The sequence below is a fragment of the Pseudoalteromonas sp. PAB 2.2 genome (genome assembly GCF_001938575.1).
GTDB lineage: Bacteria > Pseudomonadota > Gammaproteobacteria > Enterobacterales > Alteromonadaceae > Pseudoalteromonas > Pseudoalteromonas lipolytica.
On the sequence record NZ_LYPI01000007.1, the window covers coordinates 273,491 to 289,457 of the forward strand.

Genomic DNA, 15,967 nt, shown 5'->3' on the forward strand with positions numbered 1-15,967 from the left:
GGTGCCAGAGCACTCTACTACAACATTTGGCAAGCAACGTTTATCTATCGAAGATATTGTTCATATTGCGTTAGAGCAAGGAGCTGTCGCGTTAACTTCAGACAATCAATTTGCCAAGAAAATCGACAGTGCTGTAGCATTTTTAGACAAGCTTTTGGAAGATGATGGCGTTATATATGGCGTAACTACGGGCTACGGCGATTCTGTGACCGTTAAAGTGCCGCTTGATTTGGTGAATGAATTACCTCTTCATCTTACTCGTTTTCATGGTTGCGGTATGGGAAGTATGTTTACCCCTGAGCAAGGACGTGCCATTTTAGCCACGCGATTAGCGTCACTTTCACAAGGGTATTCAGGTGTTAGCTGGGACATGCTTAACCTGCTAAAAGACTTTTTAAATCACAATATCGTACCGGTTATTCCACAAGAAGGCTCAGTGGGAGCAAGTGGCGATTTAACGCCATTGTCATACGTTGCTGGTGCGATGGTCGGTGAGCGCGACGTATACTATCAAGGCGAAATTAAAAACAGCTTAGAAGTGATGAAATCATTGGATTTAACCCCATTGAAACTGCGCCCTAAAGAAGGGTTGGCAGTGATGAATGGCACTGCAGTTATGACTGCGCTGGCGTGTTTAGCCTTCGACAGAGCGGCGTATTTAGCGCAATTAACTAGCCGTATTACGGCGCTTGCCAGCCTTGCTTTGAAAGGGAATAGCCACCACTTTGATGACATACTATTTTCTGTAAAACCTCACCCCGGGCAACAGCAGGTTGCAGCGTGGATCAGAGGGGATTTAAATCATGTTGAACACCCTCGAAATGCTGATCGCTTACAAGACCGTTATTCAATTCGCTGTGCGCCTCATGTGATTGGTGTACTGCAAGATAGCCTGCCATGGTTCAGGCAAATGATTGAAAATGAACTTAATTCGGCAAATGATAATCCCATTATCGATGGTGAGGGAGAGCATGTGCTCCATGGTGGTCATTTCTACGGCGGCCATATAGCAATGGTAATGGATACAATGAAAACGGCGGTTGCTAATTTAGCTGATTTAGCCGATCGTCAAATTGCGTCGTTAGTTGATACGCGTTACAACAACGGTTTGCCATCGAACTTATCGGGCAGTAACGACGAACGTCGTTATATTAACCACGGCTTTAAAGCTGTGCAAATTGGTGCCAGTGCTTATACGGCTGAAGCATTAAAGCTGACTATGCCAGCGAGTGTCTTTTCACGTTCAACCGAGTGTCATAACCAAGATAAAGTGAGCATGGGTACGATTGCAGCGCGCGATTGTTTGCGTATTTTACAGCTAACAGAACAAGTGATTGCAAGCACGCTGTTAGCAAGTATTCAGGGTTTACGTTTGCGTATTGCACAAGGCGAGCTTGAATTTACTAGTTTAACGGCCGATGTGCAGGCCATGTATCAAGATATTAGTGAGTTTTTCCCACTGCTTGATGAAGACCGCCCTTTAGAAGCCGTATTACGTTTTACTGTTGATGCGATTCAAACCAAACGATGGAGTTTATATGCATAGTCGTGGCGCATTATTAAGCACCCATGTAGAGATTGAAATTCCTTTTCATGATTGCGATCCAATGAATGTGGTATGGCATGGTAATTACCCGCGTTACTTGGAAGTAGCGCGGTGTGAATTACTGCGTTTATTTGATTATGACTATTTGCAAATGCAGGCGTCGGGTTATGCATGGCCGATCATTGATATGCACATTAAGTATGTGGGCTCAGCATTGTTTACTCAAAAAATTAGGGTTGATGCGTATTTAAAAGAGTACGAAACTCGCTTACGTATTGATTATGTTATTAGCGATGTCGAAACAGGGAAAAAGCTAACCAAAGCAACGACGATTCAGGTGGCGGTTGATATCGAGTCTAAAGACATGCAATTTGTGTCTCCCCCCGTGTTGCATGACAAGCTGCAAAAGGTGATGTAATGCGAAATAGCCTATTAATGTTACTGTGTTTTATGATGGCTTGGCCACTTATGGCAAACCAAGTTGGTCTGAAGCAAGGCACCTTTAGCCAAGAAAAACATTTCAAAGGTTTCACTAAGCCGTTTATATCTGAAGGGCTATTCAAACTTACTGAGCAAGGACTTATTTGGCAAGTAGAGTCACCTATAAAAAGTAAACTAGTCATAAAACAAGGCCAAGTTTATACCTATAATGAGCGTGGGGAAGCGCAATTACAAAAAGGTGCCGAGCCATATGTAGCCCTTTTACAAGCGATTATAAAGCACGATAAAGCGGCGCTGGCTTTACAGTTTGATACCCGTGAACACGCTGACAATGATTGCCAATTATTACTTCCTAACGATGAAATGCTCCAGCAGATTTTTAGCCAGTTTACAGTGTGCGCTGATGAAAAAAACGTTAACAGCGTGCGTTTACAAGAGATAAATGGCAATGTTACGTTACTGCGCTTTTCATACCCACAAGATGGAAGCCCACAGTGAAAGTTTGGGGGGTAACACTGGGTTGGTTAACAGTAATGGCGAGCTTATTGGTTGCTGTTTTTGTCATAAAACAGCCCGCCTTAAATAATGATATATTGGCATTACTTCCCCAGTCAGAACCTAGACTCCAACAGCTCGAAACGCACTTTTTTGCCAGTAACAAACAGCAATTAAGCTTTTCATTTTCGGGTGAAAATAAAGAGCAAGCTTACGATGAAATGGTTGCATGGTTAGCTAAAAAAAATATCACACCGCGCTTTAGCGTCCCCAAGGTCGAACAGCTTGCCACGTTCTATAGTCAATATGCGGGCAACTTGTTGACTCCAAGCTATCAACACGCATTAACTGATGCGAGTCGTTTTCAGGACTACTATTTTAGTCAATTGAGTAAAGTGGCCGATCCTTTTGTATCGAGTACGATTAATCTGGATCCGAGTTTAAGTACCGCAGAATTTTTAACCTCGGTAATCACACAATTACAGCAATTTGAAATGTCAGATGGCCGCATTAGTATTCGCCATTTAGATAATGACTATTTGATGTTGTTTGTACACGCAGCCGATAATGCATTTTCGATAGACCAAGCAGTGGCATTAAATGATGATGTGCTCGCTCAACTTGCCCAACTACATACGAATTACCCACACACCAGTGTACATTATTCAGGTGCTTTATTTCATACCGCAGAAAATGCACAACAAGCAAAATTTGAAATGACCTTGTTCGGGACTTTGAGCTTAATCGCGCTGATTATTATGGTGGTTTGGGTTTTCAGGTCGTTTAACGCATTATGGCTTGCTTCTGTGACGGTTATCAGCGCAGCGCTTGGTGGCAGCATAGCCTTGGCTATCTTTTTTGCTGAGATTCATGTGTTAACGCTTGTTTTTGCGGTGACCTTAATTGGTATTGCAATTGATTACGCATTTCATAGCATGCTGGACTTAACAACGCATAAAAATGGCTTTAGTCGGGGCCTTAAACTTGCTCTTTTGTTGTCTTTAGTGACGACAACATTAGGCTATGCGAGTTTATTTTTCTCGCCTGTGCAGTTATTAACTCAGGTTGGGGTTTTTGTTGTAGCAGGACTGATAACCGCGTGGCTCACTACACTGCTTTTACTCCCTAGTTGGCAAGCAAGACTCACAATCAGTGTTGAGGCAGGAAAATTTGCGGAAAAATTAAGTGCCCTGCTTAAGTCTATTCATCGGCAAAAAGTCGCGATCATCTTGCTACTGCTCGTTAGCCTCAGTGTGTTTTCGCTGTTAAAACCTCCCGTATTAAATGATGATGTGAAGCTGCTCAATGCAAGTCCTCAAGTGCTTATGAACAACGAAGCCTTGCACATGTCTTTATTAGGTAAAGATAATGGGCAAATAATGATCATGTTTGCCGAAAATGCTGAGCAGCTTTTACTTAAACAAGAAGCACTAAAAGTTAAAATTAAGCAGCAAGGTGGTCAGGCATTGATGCTCAGTGACCTTGTGCCGAGTGCAAGTACACAACAAAAAAATAACAATGAGATGCGTGTGCATCACGCATCACTCGATGTTGTCACACAATTGACAGGCAGTCCTTTAGTGTTGTCAGATTCAATCCTTACTCTGGACGCTGCACTAGACTCACCGTTAGGTCCTCTTATTGCTAATCAAGTGATTTTAAACAACGAATTTGCTGCAAGCTGGTTTATGGTTACGGGTATCGATAAAACGCAATTAGCTGAGTGGGCTCGCGTTGAAAGCGAGCTGCTAGTGTACGATAAAGTGGCCATGATAACTGCGGGGCTAGAGGATTACTCACACTCGTTATTGGTAACCATTGCAATCGCTATCACGTTTGCCATGTTATTGTTTACCTTTAAGTTTGGTTTTAAAGTCGCTTACCAGCAAGGGTTAATATTGGGGTTAACATTAGCAGCCGTTTTACTGCTTTGTAGTGCAATTCAAACACAATTATCAATATTTAACTTATTGGGATGCTTGCTTATTTTAGCGCTCGCAATCGACTATTTAGTGTTTTATCAAATCAATAAGTTAACCCCGAGCAATGTATTAGCGATTAGCTTATCTGCCGCCTCTTCTATGTGGGTATTTGGTATGCTAGCGGTATCAAAAACGCCCGCTATTTTTAGTTTTGGTTTAACCGTGTTAGTGGGGCTGATTTGCATTTATTTGTTAGCGCCGCTCTGTGTCGCATTACCTAATAATAAGGAAAAATAATAGGTGAATAATCAGATTCAACAGGCAGATGTCGTCATTATTGGCGCAGGGCCTTCGGGTGCCGTTGCAGCCAGTTTACTGGTGAATAAAGGCTGGCGTGTCGTGGTGCTAGAACAACAAGTATTCCCTCGATTTTCAATTGGTGAAAGCTTACTGCCACAGTGTATGCACTTTCTTGCAGAAGCAAACTTAGCTGAGAGTGTCAAAGAGCAAGCTGACACGTTGGGCTTCCAATTTAAAAATGGTGCTGCATTTCAACGTCGAGGCGAGCATACGGCGATTGACTTTACCGAAAAATTTACTCAAGGCCCTGGTACGACATTTCAAGTAAAACGGGCTGATTTTGATAAGTGTTTAGCAGATGGCGCAATGGAACAAGGGGCTGAAATTCGTTATCAGCACAGCGTCATAGAGTACACAGACCATGGCGATGGTGCTTTACTCACCGTTGATAATGAAAAAAATCAACGCTACCAAATAAAAGGGCGGTTTGTATTAGACGCCAGTGGTTTTGGCCGCGTATTACCACGTTTACTTGATTTAGAAACGCCATCAAATTTTCCTGTACGCTGGGCGTATTTCAGTCATTTTGAAGACAATATTACTGATGATAAATTTGATCGCGAAAAAATCCTGATCAATGTGCATCCAAAACATAACGATATTTGGTATTGGCTTATTCCATTCAGTGATGGGACTGCCAGTATCGGTGTGGTTGGGAAACCTAGCCAATTTGAAGACACAGCGCCTTTAGCTTGTTTAAATGAGTTTATTGAGCAAGATACGTATTTAAGTGAATTACTTGCACGTAGAGTTGCAATTGGCGAAGCACGAACAATTAAAGGATACTCAGCCAATGTAGCCTCGCTTCATGGGGAACACTTTGCGTTACTGGGCAATGCGGGTGAGTTTTTAGATCCGGTGTTTTCATCGGGAGTCACAATTGCGTTAAAATCGGCATCATTAGTTGCGCCACTAGTCGATGACTACTTACAGGGCAAACAGGTTGATTTTCAAGCACAGTACAGTGAGCCATTGCAGCAGGGTGTAAACTGTTTTCGAACTTATGTGGCTGCTTGGTATGATACTTCGTTTCAAGATGTGATTTTTTACAGTGAACAAAACCAGCAAGTACGAGAAATGATCAGTGCTATTTTGGCAGGGTACGCGTGGGACCTTGATAATCCATTTGTAAAACAAAGCGAGCGACGCTTGAATACCTTGGTTGAGCTATGTCGAGATTAAAAACGTTAGTCATTGCAGCAATGGTCCTGTTATTAGCGAGCTGTGCAAGTGAGTTTGCAGTTAAAGCAGGGGTGGATCTTGCTCCCAATGCGGGGATTTATTTAATGGATCCGCCTGCTTCATTTGTTGCAGATAATTGGCAGCAGGTGTTAGAAGTCAGTCACAACGATGAAAGCCACACGTTACTAGCACAGCTCGATATTAACAGTCTTAGTGGAATTAACCTCGTGGTGATGACCGCACAAGGAGTGCCTGTTTTTCAATTGGAAAAAGCGATTTCAGGACCCGTTAAAAGTAAAAAAATGCTGCCAATTGAGCGTCTTGACCCGCGCTATATTTTGGCCGATATAATGCTTGTGCATTGGCCTGTGGAAGTACTCAGTTCGCAGCTTTATGGTTTAAAAATAGTTGCAAAAGACTCAAAGCGTTTGCTTTATAAAGGTGATGAGTTGATTAGTGAGATCCGTTTTTTAGAAGAAAAAACAGAGCTCGTAAATTATCAGCGAAACTACAAAATAATATTTCAAAGGGTTAATTGATTATGCCATTTTGGCTCAATGATTTAGGAATTGTGAGTGCATTAGGGATTGGGCAAAAGCACACCATGGCGCGCATCAGTCAAGCGCCAACTCAAACACTTACAAACGTGTCTTCACTTGTTTTTGAACAGCGCCCAACATTTGTGGGGTTAGTGGATGTGTTACCGTTAACAGAATCAATGCGATTCTATAAGCTTATTGACTTAGCCTTGGCACAACTGACCGACACGCTAGCAAAAGTAACATGTTCACGCGATCGTATTGCGGTGGTTATGGGCACAAGCACGGCTGCTATTCAAGAGGGGGAGAGGGCACGTAAAGTACACGCTAAAGAAGGAAAATGGCCGGCTCAGTTTAATTATTACGACCAAGCTCTCATCGCACCCGCGGCTTACATTGCAAAGACACTTGATGCAACGGGTCCCTGTTACAGCATTTCGACAGCATGCAGCTCAAGTGCCAAGGCAATGATCAGTGCACGTGCCTTGCTCAGTGCAGACTTAGCCGATGTGGTTATTTGTGGTGGAGTTGATAGCTTGTGCCAGCTGACAGTGAACGGTTTTGATTCACTCTCTTCAATTAGCGATGAAATTTGTAAGCCATTTAGTAAGGATAGAAAAGGCATTAATATCGGTGAAGCAGCAGCCGTGTTTGTGATGAGTAAAGAGCAACTCAATGATCACGCAGTGGCATTTTTAGGAGGGGGGGAAAGCTCCGATGCTCACCATATTTCAGCGCCAATTAGTGATGGTTCGGGTGCAATAAGTGCAATGCAAAAAGCACTTAATGATGCCAATCTACTCGCAACAGATATTGACTATATCAATGCTCATGGAACTGCAACAGTGCAAAATGATGCCATGGAGTCACTTGCAATCAGTAAGGTGTTTGGCAACAATACGCCCGTTAGCTCATCAAAACATTTAACGGGTCACACTTTAGGTGCTGCAGGTGCACTAGAAGCAGGCCTATGTTGGTTATATTTAGCTTACCCTGAGTTTACGCGCTTGGTGTTTAATAACGCAGAAGTAGATGAATCCCTGAGTGACATTAACCTAATAACTCAGCCCAGAGACGCATCTGTTAGCTATTGTTTATCGAATTCTTTTGCCTTCGGGGGCAATAATGTCAGTGTAATATTAGGACATCTGCATGAATAACTATAAAATTGAGCACGTCGTCCCTCATAGTGACCCAATGATTTTGCTCAATCGCCTTAACGGTTACACCGATGAATCTGGCTGCTGTGAAGTAGATATCAGCCCTGACAGCCCTTTTTACGATGAGAGTTTGCGCGGCGTTGCCAGCTATATTGGTTGTGAGTATATGGCACAAGCCATTGCTGCGTATGCGGGGGCGTTGGCAAAAGACAGAGGCGATGCTGTCCAAATTGGCTTTTTAATCGGGACGCGTAAGTATAAAACGTATGCGCCTGTATTTAATAACGGCAGTACGTTAACAGTATCCGTTGCAAGGTTATATCAAGAAGAATCCGGGTTGAGTGTGTTTGAGTGTCAAATTCATGATGCTGAAACATTATTAGCAGAAGCAAAAATAAATGTGTTTCAGCCTCAGGACCCCATGCAGTTTATAAGAGAAAATCAATGACAAAACGAATTTTAGTCACAGGTTCGAGCCGTGGAATAGGTAAAGCAATCGCATTACGATTAGCAAAAGATGGCTTTGATATTGCGGTTCATTGTCGAAGTGGTGTGACTGAGGCTGAGCAAACTTGTAAAGAAATCAGGGAGCGTGGTTGTCATGCAAGCTTGTTACAGTTTGATGTGTGTGATCGGGCGCTGGCAAAACAACAAATTGAAGCAGATATTGCAGCACATGGGGCATATTACGGCGTGATCTGTAATGCGGGTATTACTAACGATATGGCCTTTCCTGCGATGCAAGGTGATGATTGGGATAAAGTTATTCGCACTGGTCTTGATGGATTCTACAATGTGGTTCATCCCACGGTAATGCCAATGGTTCAAACCCGTAAAGGGGGCCGCATTGTTACTATGGCATCAGTGTCTGGTATTGCGGGTAACCGTGGTCAAGTAAACTACAGTGCTGCAAAAGCGGGGATCATTGGTGCAACCAAAGCATTGTCGCTAGAACTCGCAAAACGCAAAATTACGGTGAACTGTGTTGCCCCTGGACTTATTGAAACAGCAATGACCGATGATTTACCCGTCGATGACATGCTAAAAATGATCCCATTAAAACGTATGGGCTCAGTAAACGAAGTTGCAGGAACCGTTTCATTCCTATGCTCTGAAGATGCGGCTTACATTACGCGTCAGGTTATCTCGGTTAATGGCGGAATGGTGTAATGAAACGTGTTGTTGTTACAGGTATGTCGGCTATTACTGCGCTGGGCGATACTTGGGAGGAATTTAAAGCCGCTTTGCAAAAAGGTGAAAACGCAGTTCAGTACATGACCGACTGGGATAGCGCACCAGAGCTTAACACGCGCTTAGCTGCGCCGGTTACTCATTTTACAAAACCCAGCCATTACAAGCGTAAACAAGTGCGTTCAATGGGGCGAGTTGCCTTAATGTCGACCTGTGCGACCGAGCATGCTTTACAAGATGCGGGACTGTTAGAGCACCCAAGTTTAACCGATGGCTCTACAGGGATTGCGTTTGGCTCATCAACTGGCTCAACGCCGCCGTTGCTTGCCTTTGCCAAAATGATGGAAACGGGGGAAATGACTGGGGTGACAGCAACCAGCTATATTCAAATGATGGCACATACGGCCCCTGTCAATGTGGGCGTGTTTTTCAAAATAAAGGGCAGAGTAATCACGACAAGCTCCGCATGTACCTCAGGCTCACAGGGAATCGGTTACGCGTATGAGGCCATTAAGTTTGGGCGTCAAAAAGTGATGGTTGCGGGTGGTGCCGAAGAGTTATGCATTACCGAAGCGGCGGTTTTCGATACGTTATATGCAACCAGCACAAAAAATGATGCAGCAAAACAGACGCCACGTCCGTTTGATCAACATCGAGATGGTCTTGTTATTGGTGAAGGGGCTGGTACGTTAATTTTAGAAGAGTATGAACATGCCGTCGCTCGTGGAGCGACAATTTTTGCAGAGCTAGTAGGTTTTGGCTGTAATTCAGATGGTCAACATGTGACCCAACCTACAGCCGAAACTATGCAAGTTGCTATTGAATTGGCACTGGCAGATGCCCAGTTAAGTGCCGATGATATTGGCTATGTTAACGCTCATGGCACCTCGACTGATAGAGGTGACATTGCTGAATCTCATGCGACCTTTAATGCTTTAGGTAAAAAGCCAATTAGTTCATTAAAAAGTTACTTAGGGCATACACTCGGTGCCTGCGGTGCAATTGAAGCATGGGCAAGTATTAATATGATGAATGATAGCTGGTTTGCACCGACTATTAATTTGACCCACGTTGATGCTGAATGTGCTGACCTTGATTACATAACTGGACAAGGCCGCGAAATGCGTACGGACTATATTATGTCTAACAATTTTGCATTTGGTGGTATTAATACATCGTTAATTTTTAAGAAGTGGCAAGCATGATCTGGCGCTGCGTTGTTGTTATTTTAGTTCTGGTTAGCGTTAAGGCGTACAGCGCAGCAAAAATGGAGTTGGGGGCTGGGGTATTTTATGCCGATATTCCCCATTATTTAGGCTCAGATGAGAGCGAAAAATATTTACTTCCAGTGCCTTATTTCCGCTATCAAAGTGAGAAAATGGCCATTGACCGTAATAACTTCACCGGTTACCTGTGGCAACATGAAAACCTGCATTTAGATTTATCGGCGGGTGTTGGTTTAGCCGTTGATAGTAAAGATAACAAAGCACGCGAGGGCATGGACGACCTTGATTGGGTGTTTGAATTAGGGCCATCCTTAAATTATTACGTTATCGGTGAACCAAATAGCAAAGAGCACATGTATTTTAGTCTCTTTGTACGTAAAGCCATTGCGACTGATTTTGGTGATGTAGATGATATAGGTTGGCGTTATGGTCCCAGTATTTATTACACCATACCGCTTTTAGAGCAAGCACACTCACAGTTTTCAGTCGCATTTCGTGGTAATGTAAATTTTGCGACAGAGCGTTATTTAAACTATTACTACGCGGTTAACGAAATAGAAAGTAATGCAACACGGCAAATATACGCAAGCCGTTCAGGTTTTTCAGGTGCTGATGTGTCAATTGGGCTCCATTTCGATACACCTAACTACTGGCTAGGTGGCTTTGTTAAATATCACCATCTTGCTAATAGTCAGCAACATGCAAGCCCGCTCGTTAAGCAAGACTATAATGTGTCTATTGGCTTTGGTGTTGCGTGGAAATTCTACCGTAAGCATTTTTAATGAGTGCGGCACATATTAAACGACGATCACCCTTACTTGTTTTATTAAAAGGCACTTTAGTGAAGTAATAACTAACTAAAGTCATTTTTTTTCTGTATAATTTGCGACCCTTGATATGATGGCCGCAGGTTATACAGCATGAACTTTAAATCGTTTAGTTTTTCTTCTGAGCTCTTACAGGCATTAGAAGAACTTAATTTCCATACGCTTACTCCCGTTCAACGCAGTGCAATTCCTGCGGTACGAAAAGGGAAAGATGTACTTGCTAGCGCACAAACAGGCACCGGTAAAACCGCTGCGTTTGCGCTGCCACTTATTCAAAAATTATCTGAATCAACCTTAAGTGATAACAATGCGCCGAGCGCACTTGTGCTTGCTCCGACGCGTGAACTTGCTGAGCAAATCGCCAATAACGTTAAAGCGTTTGCTAAATACACGGCACTAAAAACAGTGTGTTTATTTGGCGGTGTTAATTTAGCCGGACAAGCAAACGATCTTAAAGCGGGTGTTGATATCGTTGTGGCGACACCTGGTCGTTTATTAGATCATCTTCGTTTGGGTAATATCAGCTTAGCAAATGTAAAGCATTTGGTTCTTGATGAAGCAGACCGTATGCTCGATATGGGTTTTATAACTGATATGCAAACGGTTATAAACGGCTGTGATGAAACACGTCAAATTTTACTCTTTTCAGCAACGTACCCCGCGGCGATAAAACAGTTTGCAAGCAAAGTTCTTAAGCAACCTGAAATTATTCGTGTCGATCAAACAAACAGTACAGCAGAAACCGTACAGCACGTTGTTTATCCTGTTGAAGAGCGCCGTAAACAAGAGCTTCTTTCAGAACTGATCGGTAAGAAAAATTGGCAGCAAGTGTTAGTGTTCGTCAACATGAAAGAAACAGCCGATGAGCTCGTTAAAGAATTGAACCTTGATGGTATTCCTGCGGCTGTGTGCCATGGTGATAAAACCCAAGGTAACCGACGTCGTGCACTACGTGAATTTAAAGAAGGTAAAGTACGTGTGCTTGTTGCAACTGAAGTTGCAGCTCGTGGTATTGATATTGAAGGCCTTCCACGAGTGATCAATATTGATTTACCTTGGCTTGCTGAAGACTATGTACACCGTATTGGTCGTACAGGTCGTGCTGGTAAACCGGGAGAGGCAATCTCATTTGTAAGTCGCGAAGAAGAGAATACGTTATTCGATATTGAAAAGTTAATTGGTCAACGCATTAACCGTATAGTGCTGCCGGGTTATGAAGTAAGTAATCGTGAAGTCCTGATCGACAAAATTGGTAAAAAGCCATCTCATTTACGTCGTAGCCGAAGCAATAAGCCATCAGGGCAGGCAACGGGCGAAGCCAGAGCCAAGAACCGCTCGCGTATTGCTAAAGTGAGAAAATCACTTAAAGGCAATAAACTTAGCTTAAAAAAATAGCGTTTATTGGTCGTAATTAGCCCCATCGCCTTTCGGCCATGGGGCTTTTTTTGAACCTAAAACTAGTCCAAAAGGAGTGTTTTTGTTAATTTTTATGGTTAAAAGAGTGGTTTGTTATTAACAAGTGTACCTTGTTGAATTACAATTGCTTTTTTAATCAATGAAGTCGTGTAATTTGTGCGCACGTGTCTAAATGGATGTTTATGCTGTACTTAAAAAAAATAATAACCCGTGTTGTAAAATCCTGCCTAATTTTCAGTTGCGTCAGTATTTCTTCGCTAGCAACGGCTAGCGACAAAGTGGAGTTTGCTTTAGCGCATATTAAAGAATCAATCAGTGTTGATGGCGTTATGGATGAAGCTCATTGGCAACAAGCAACAAAAGTACCGCTAAAATATCAGAATGAGCCTAATGAAAAGGGCACGCCACCGGTACACACCGATGCCTACCTGTATGAAGATGGCCAATACTTGTACGTTGGCTTTATTGCTAAAGACCCAGACCCGTCACAAATACGTGCAGCACTTCGTGACAGAGATACACTGTGGCAAGACGATAATGTTGCCCTGATGATCGATACCTTTAACGACGAACGAACGGGTTATGAGTTTTACGTAAACCCACTAGGTGCGCAAGGCGATATGCGCATGACCGATATCGACGATTGGGTGGAAGACCCATCATGGGATGCAATCTGGGATAGTGCAGGTCAAATTACCGATGAGGGTTATGTGGTTGAGATGCGCATTCCCTTTACGGCACTGCGTTTTCCAAAAGGTAAAGAACAACTTACTTGGAGCTTGGCTGTTTGGCGTAATTATCCGCGTGATGTGTTTTATCAAATGTCTAACGTAGGCTTTGACCGTGATGTAAAGTGCAGTTTTTGCCAGTTTGATAAACTAACGGGGTTTGCTGACATGACACAAAGTATGAATATTCAGCTTACCCCGACTTTAACTGCGCTTCGTAATGATACAAAAAATACGCTGCCAGGTGATTGGCAAAATGGAGATGTTGATACAGAAGCGGGCCTTGATTTACGCTGGGGCGTTACACAAGATGCAGTGATTAATGCAACGATTAACCCTGACTTTTCGCAAGTTGAAGCGGACTCTCTTGAACTTGATGTTAACACCACTTACTCGATTTATTATGCTGAAAAACGCCCATTCTTTTTAGATGGAGCATCCTATTTTAAAACCAGTCAGTTCGAGTTGTTGTATACACGCACAATAGCCGAGCCTGACGTAGGCGTTAAGTTAACAGGCAAGACCGGTAACCACAGCTATGGGTTTATATATGCAGATGATGACAACACCAGTGTGTTATTACCAACCAACCAAGGCTCATATTTTGCAAATCTAGGCGATAAAACTCATGCCGCTGTGGGGCGCTATCAATTTGATATTGGTCAAAAAGGCACTATTGGGGTTATGAGTACACACCGGGAAAATGATGATTATCATAACTCGGTATTATCACTCGATGGCAGTTATTGGTTTAACCAAACAGACAGCTTGCAATACCAAGTTGCAACAACCGATACAAAAAACTCTGATTTTTTAGTTGATGTTTATGGCTTAGAAGAAACGCAATCAGATCAGGCCTATAAAGTAGAGTTTAGTCGTACCAAACGTGATTATGAACTGTATGCAAGCTATGAAAACATTGGTGAGGAGTATCGCTCTGACTTAGGTTATCAAGCAAAAGTTGACTATAAACAAGCTCAACTCGGAGGCGGTCAAACCTGGTATCGTGATGCCGATGATATTGTCACTGAGTACAGCTATAATGCTGAGTGGGATAAAACCTGGGCACAAAATGGTGACCTACTCGAAGAAGAATACGATGGCTTCTTTACCTTTAAAGGTAAAATGCAGTCACAGACTGAAATCGGCTTTATTCACCGCAATGAATTTTACGCAGGGCAGTTCTTTAATCAAAACATCGCTTATATTTATGGCGGTTTTAGGCCCATCCGCGATATCCGCTTTTTACTGTATGCTCAGTATGGCAGCAAAATAGATTACAGCAATGCGCAACTTGGCACGATGGTGCGTGTCGAGCCTGAAATGACTTGGGATATTAATGACCACTGGCAAGTTCAGTTAGAGCACAGTTATAGCTACCTTGATAACGAGCAAAATGAACGCGTTTATACTGCAAACCTCACTGATTTACGTGTGTATTATAAATTTAATATGCGCTCAATGCTCAAGCTGGTATTGCAATTTAAAGACATAGATCGTGATAGAGATGCCTATTTTTCTAACGTGAGTGAAATTAACCGTGATTTCGCCAGCCAATTAGTGTATTCATACAAAATAAATTCACAAACCCTGTTCTATTTAGGTTATTCGGATAAAGGCTATCAGGATGACTCTTTAAAAGAGCTAGAACGTGATCAACGAACATTTTTCACAAAACTAAGCTATGCATGGCAGCTTTAGTTATAATTATAAGTAAGGAAAACAATGAAGTTATTAAAGTTATCAGTCGTTACTGCGGTAGCAACAGTGCTTGCTGGGTGTGCAGCAAAACAAGACGTCTCACATTTTGAAGCCGAAGTACCAAAAACAGTGTGTATTGCAGAGCATCAAGCTGTTAAAGAGGGGGTCGTAACGGCGCTAGAATCAGGGTTTGCCAAACATAACGTGAAAACTCGTGTTATCCCAGCAAATTATGTTTTAAAACATCAAGCGTACCAAACGGATATTACATCGGCTAACACGGATGGCTGTGATGCAGTTGCTTTTTATGTCGCTAATTGGCATTGGGATCTCGCCCTGTACATGGCGTATGCTAATATTTGGGTGATGGATCCTGAGCAAAAAGAAACGATTGCTCAAGCAAGCTACCGCACTGGTGGTGGGCTAGATAAGTTTATTGATGCTAATGATAAAATTATCGAACTGGTTGATGCGATGTTTCAGCAAGTTGAAAGCAAAAACAAAAATAAATCTGAAAAAACAGCGATCTAATTAAGTTGGTCAGCCTATGGCTGACCAATCTCTTCTTTAACTTTATTTCTTACCACACTTTCAAGGCTTTTCAGGCCCCATTGTTTACCGGTTTCAATTGCTTCATCTATCGGTTTTTTAAGTGTCACAGCATGATAAAGCGCAACCAAAGCACCGACACGATTACTACTAGCACAGTGCAATAAGGTGGTTTCTTGTTGATGTGTTTGCAGTAAGGCTTGAAGTTTTGTGGCATTCTCAAGCGTAATATCTGCTTTCGAACGAACTGGAATATGGTAGTAATTCATACCGAGTCCACTTACTAACTCTTTCTCCGACCAGCTAGTTTCATTATCGCCGCGTAAGTTAATAACTGTTTGCAGCCCCACGTCTTTTAACTTAGCAAAGTCTGTTTGGCTGGGTTGACCCGAGGTATAAACAGACTCTGATTGTGCTTTTAAGTTTAAAATATCAAGTTGTGTTACGTCTGTTTGAGCGGCTATCGTTGAAAACGACAGTAAAGCGAATAACGCTAAGTGTATGAGCTTATTCATAATGTCTCTTTTAATTAGGTTAATGTTTGGTATAAACAGTTCGCACGCACGTATGCTCAGTCTATGATGACTTATTCAGTAAAGGCGTGGTTACTTAGGATGATAAAATGTGTTTTCATCCCTTTTTACACTGCTTTTATGTATTTACTCTAATCTGTCGGATTAAAAA

General features: G+C 42.5%; 15 protein-coding genes. 14 read left to right on the forward strand and 1 reads right to left on the reverse strand.

Features of this window, described 5'->3' with window-relative positions; all coding sequences use genetic code 11:
* Position 1: 1 nt before the first annotated feature.
* From hutH to BWD47_RS01700, 14 genes are all read left to right on the forward strand, one after another.
* Positions 2–1,546, forward strand: a complete 1,545-nt coding sequence (hutH, locus tag BWD47_RS01635) for a histidine ammonia-lyase (protein ID WP_256719149.1) — start codon at positions 2–4, stop codon at positions 1,544–1,546.
* Entirely contained in the window at positions 1,539–1,964 is a 426-nt protein-coding gene (locus BWD47_RS01640) for a thioesterase family protein (protein WP_075593231.1), read from the forward strand. Before hutH ends, BWD47_RS01640 begins: the two co-directional genes overlap by 8 nt.
* Positions 1,964–2,485: an outer membrane lipoprotein carrier protein LolA gene (locus BWD47_RS01645; RefSeq protein ID WP_075593232.1), complete on the forward strand. Its 522-nt coding sequence runs from the start codon at positions 1,964–1,966 to the stop codon at positions 2,483–2,485. Before BWD47_RS01640 ends, BWD47_RS01645 begins: the two co-directional genes overlap by 1 nt.
* Entirely contained in the window at positions 2,482–4,701 is a 2,220-nt protein-coding gene (locus BWD47_RS01650) for a hypothetical protein (protein WP_036972106.1), read from the forward strand. Before BWD47_RS01645 ends, BWD47_RS01650 begins: the two co-directional genes overlap by 4 nt.
* Before the next feature lie 3 nt (positions 4,702–4,704).
* Complete coding sequence (locus tag BWD47_RS01655) at positions 4,705–5,946, forward strand: NAD(P)/FAD-dependent oxidoreductase (RefSeq protein WP_075593233.1); 1,242 nt, start codon at positions 4,705–4,707, stop codon at positions 5,944–5,946.
* The gene (locus BWD47_RS01660) at positions 5,934–6,485 is read left to right on the forward strand and encodes a DUF3261 domain-containing protein (protein WP_036972104.1); all 552 of its coding nucleotides are present in this window, start codon (positions 5,934–5,936) and stop codon (positions 6,483–6,485) included. The genes BWD47_RS01655 and BWD47_RS01660 overlap by 13 nt, the downstream gene beginning before the upstream one ends.
* Positions 6,486–6,487: 2 nt before the next feature.
* The gene (locus tag BWD47_RS01665) at positions 6,488–7,645 is read left to right on the forward strand and encodes a beta-ketoacyl-ACP synthase (RefSeq protein ID WP_075593234.1); all 1,158 of its coding nucleotides are present in this window, start codon (positions 6,488–6,490) and stop codon (positions 7,643–7,645) included.
* A complete protein-coding gene (locus tag BWD47_RS01670) occupies positions 7,638–8,093 on the forward strand; it encodes a 3-hydroxylacyl-ACP dehydratase (protein ID WP_075593235.1) in 456 nt (151 codons plus the stop codon). Before BWD47_RS01665 ends, BWD47_RS01670 begins: the two co-directional genes overlap by 8 nt.
* Positions 8,090–8,815 carry a 3-oxoacyl-ACP reductase FabG gene (gene fabG / locus BWD47_RS01675; protein WP_074988764.1) on the forward strand — a complete coding sequence of 242 codons (726 nt, stop codon included), beginning with the start codon at positions 8,090–8,092 and terminating at the stop codon, positions 8,813–8,815. Before BWD47_RS01670 ends, fabG begins: the two co-directional genes overlap by 4 nt.
* Entirely contained in the window at positions 8,815–10,041 is a 1,227-nt protein-coding gene (locus BWD47_RS01680; protein ID WP_065979019.1) for a beta-ketoacyl-ACP synthase, read from the forward strand. The genes fabG and BWD47_RS01680 overlap by 1 nt, the downstream gene beginning before the upstream one ends.
* A complete protein-coding gene (locus BWD47_RS01685) occupies positions 10,038–10,844 on the forward strand; it encodes a MipA/OmpV family protein (RefSeq protein WP_227006860.1) in 807 nt (268 codons plus the stop codon). Before BWD47_RS01680 ends, BWD47_RS01685 begins: the two co-directional genes overlap by 4 nt.
* Before the next feature lie 138 nt (positions 10,845–10,982).
* Positions 10,983–12,284: a DEAD/DEAH box helicase gene (locus tag BWD47_RS01690; protein ID WP_075593236.1), complete on the forward strand. Its 1,302-nt coding sequence runs from the start codon at positions 10,983–10,985 to the stop codon at positions 12,282–12,284.
* A 197-nt stretch (positions 12,285–12,481) separates the two neighbouring features.
* Positions 12,482–14,734 carry a carbohydrate binding family 9 domain-containing protein gene (locus tag BWD47_RS01695; RefSeq protein ID WP_143474472.1) on the forward strand — a complete coding sequence of 751 codons (2,253 nt, stop codon included), beginning with the start codon at positions 12,482–12,484 and terminating at the stop codon, positions 14,732–14,734.
* Positions 14,735–14,758: 24 nt separating this feature from the next.
* Positions 14,759–15,265, forward strand: coding sequence for an Sbal_3080 family lipoprotein (locus tag BWD47_RS01700; protein WP_036972093.1), 507 nt, complete (start codon positions 14,759–14,761; stop codon positions 15,263–15,265).
* 14 nt (positions 15,266–15,279) lie between these two features.
* Here the strand turns inward: BWD47_RS01700 and BWD47_RS01705 are convergent, their stop codons facing one another.
* Positions 15,280–15,798 (reverse strand): protein tyrosine phosphatase family protein, encoded by a 519-nt coding sequence (locus BWD47_RS01705; RefSeq protein WP_075593237.1) that lies wholly within the window; start codon positions 15,796–15,798, stop codon positions 15,280–15,282.
* Positions 15,799–15,967: the final 169 nt, after the last annotated feature.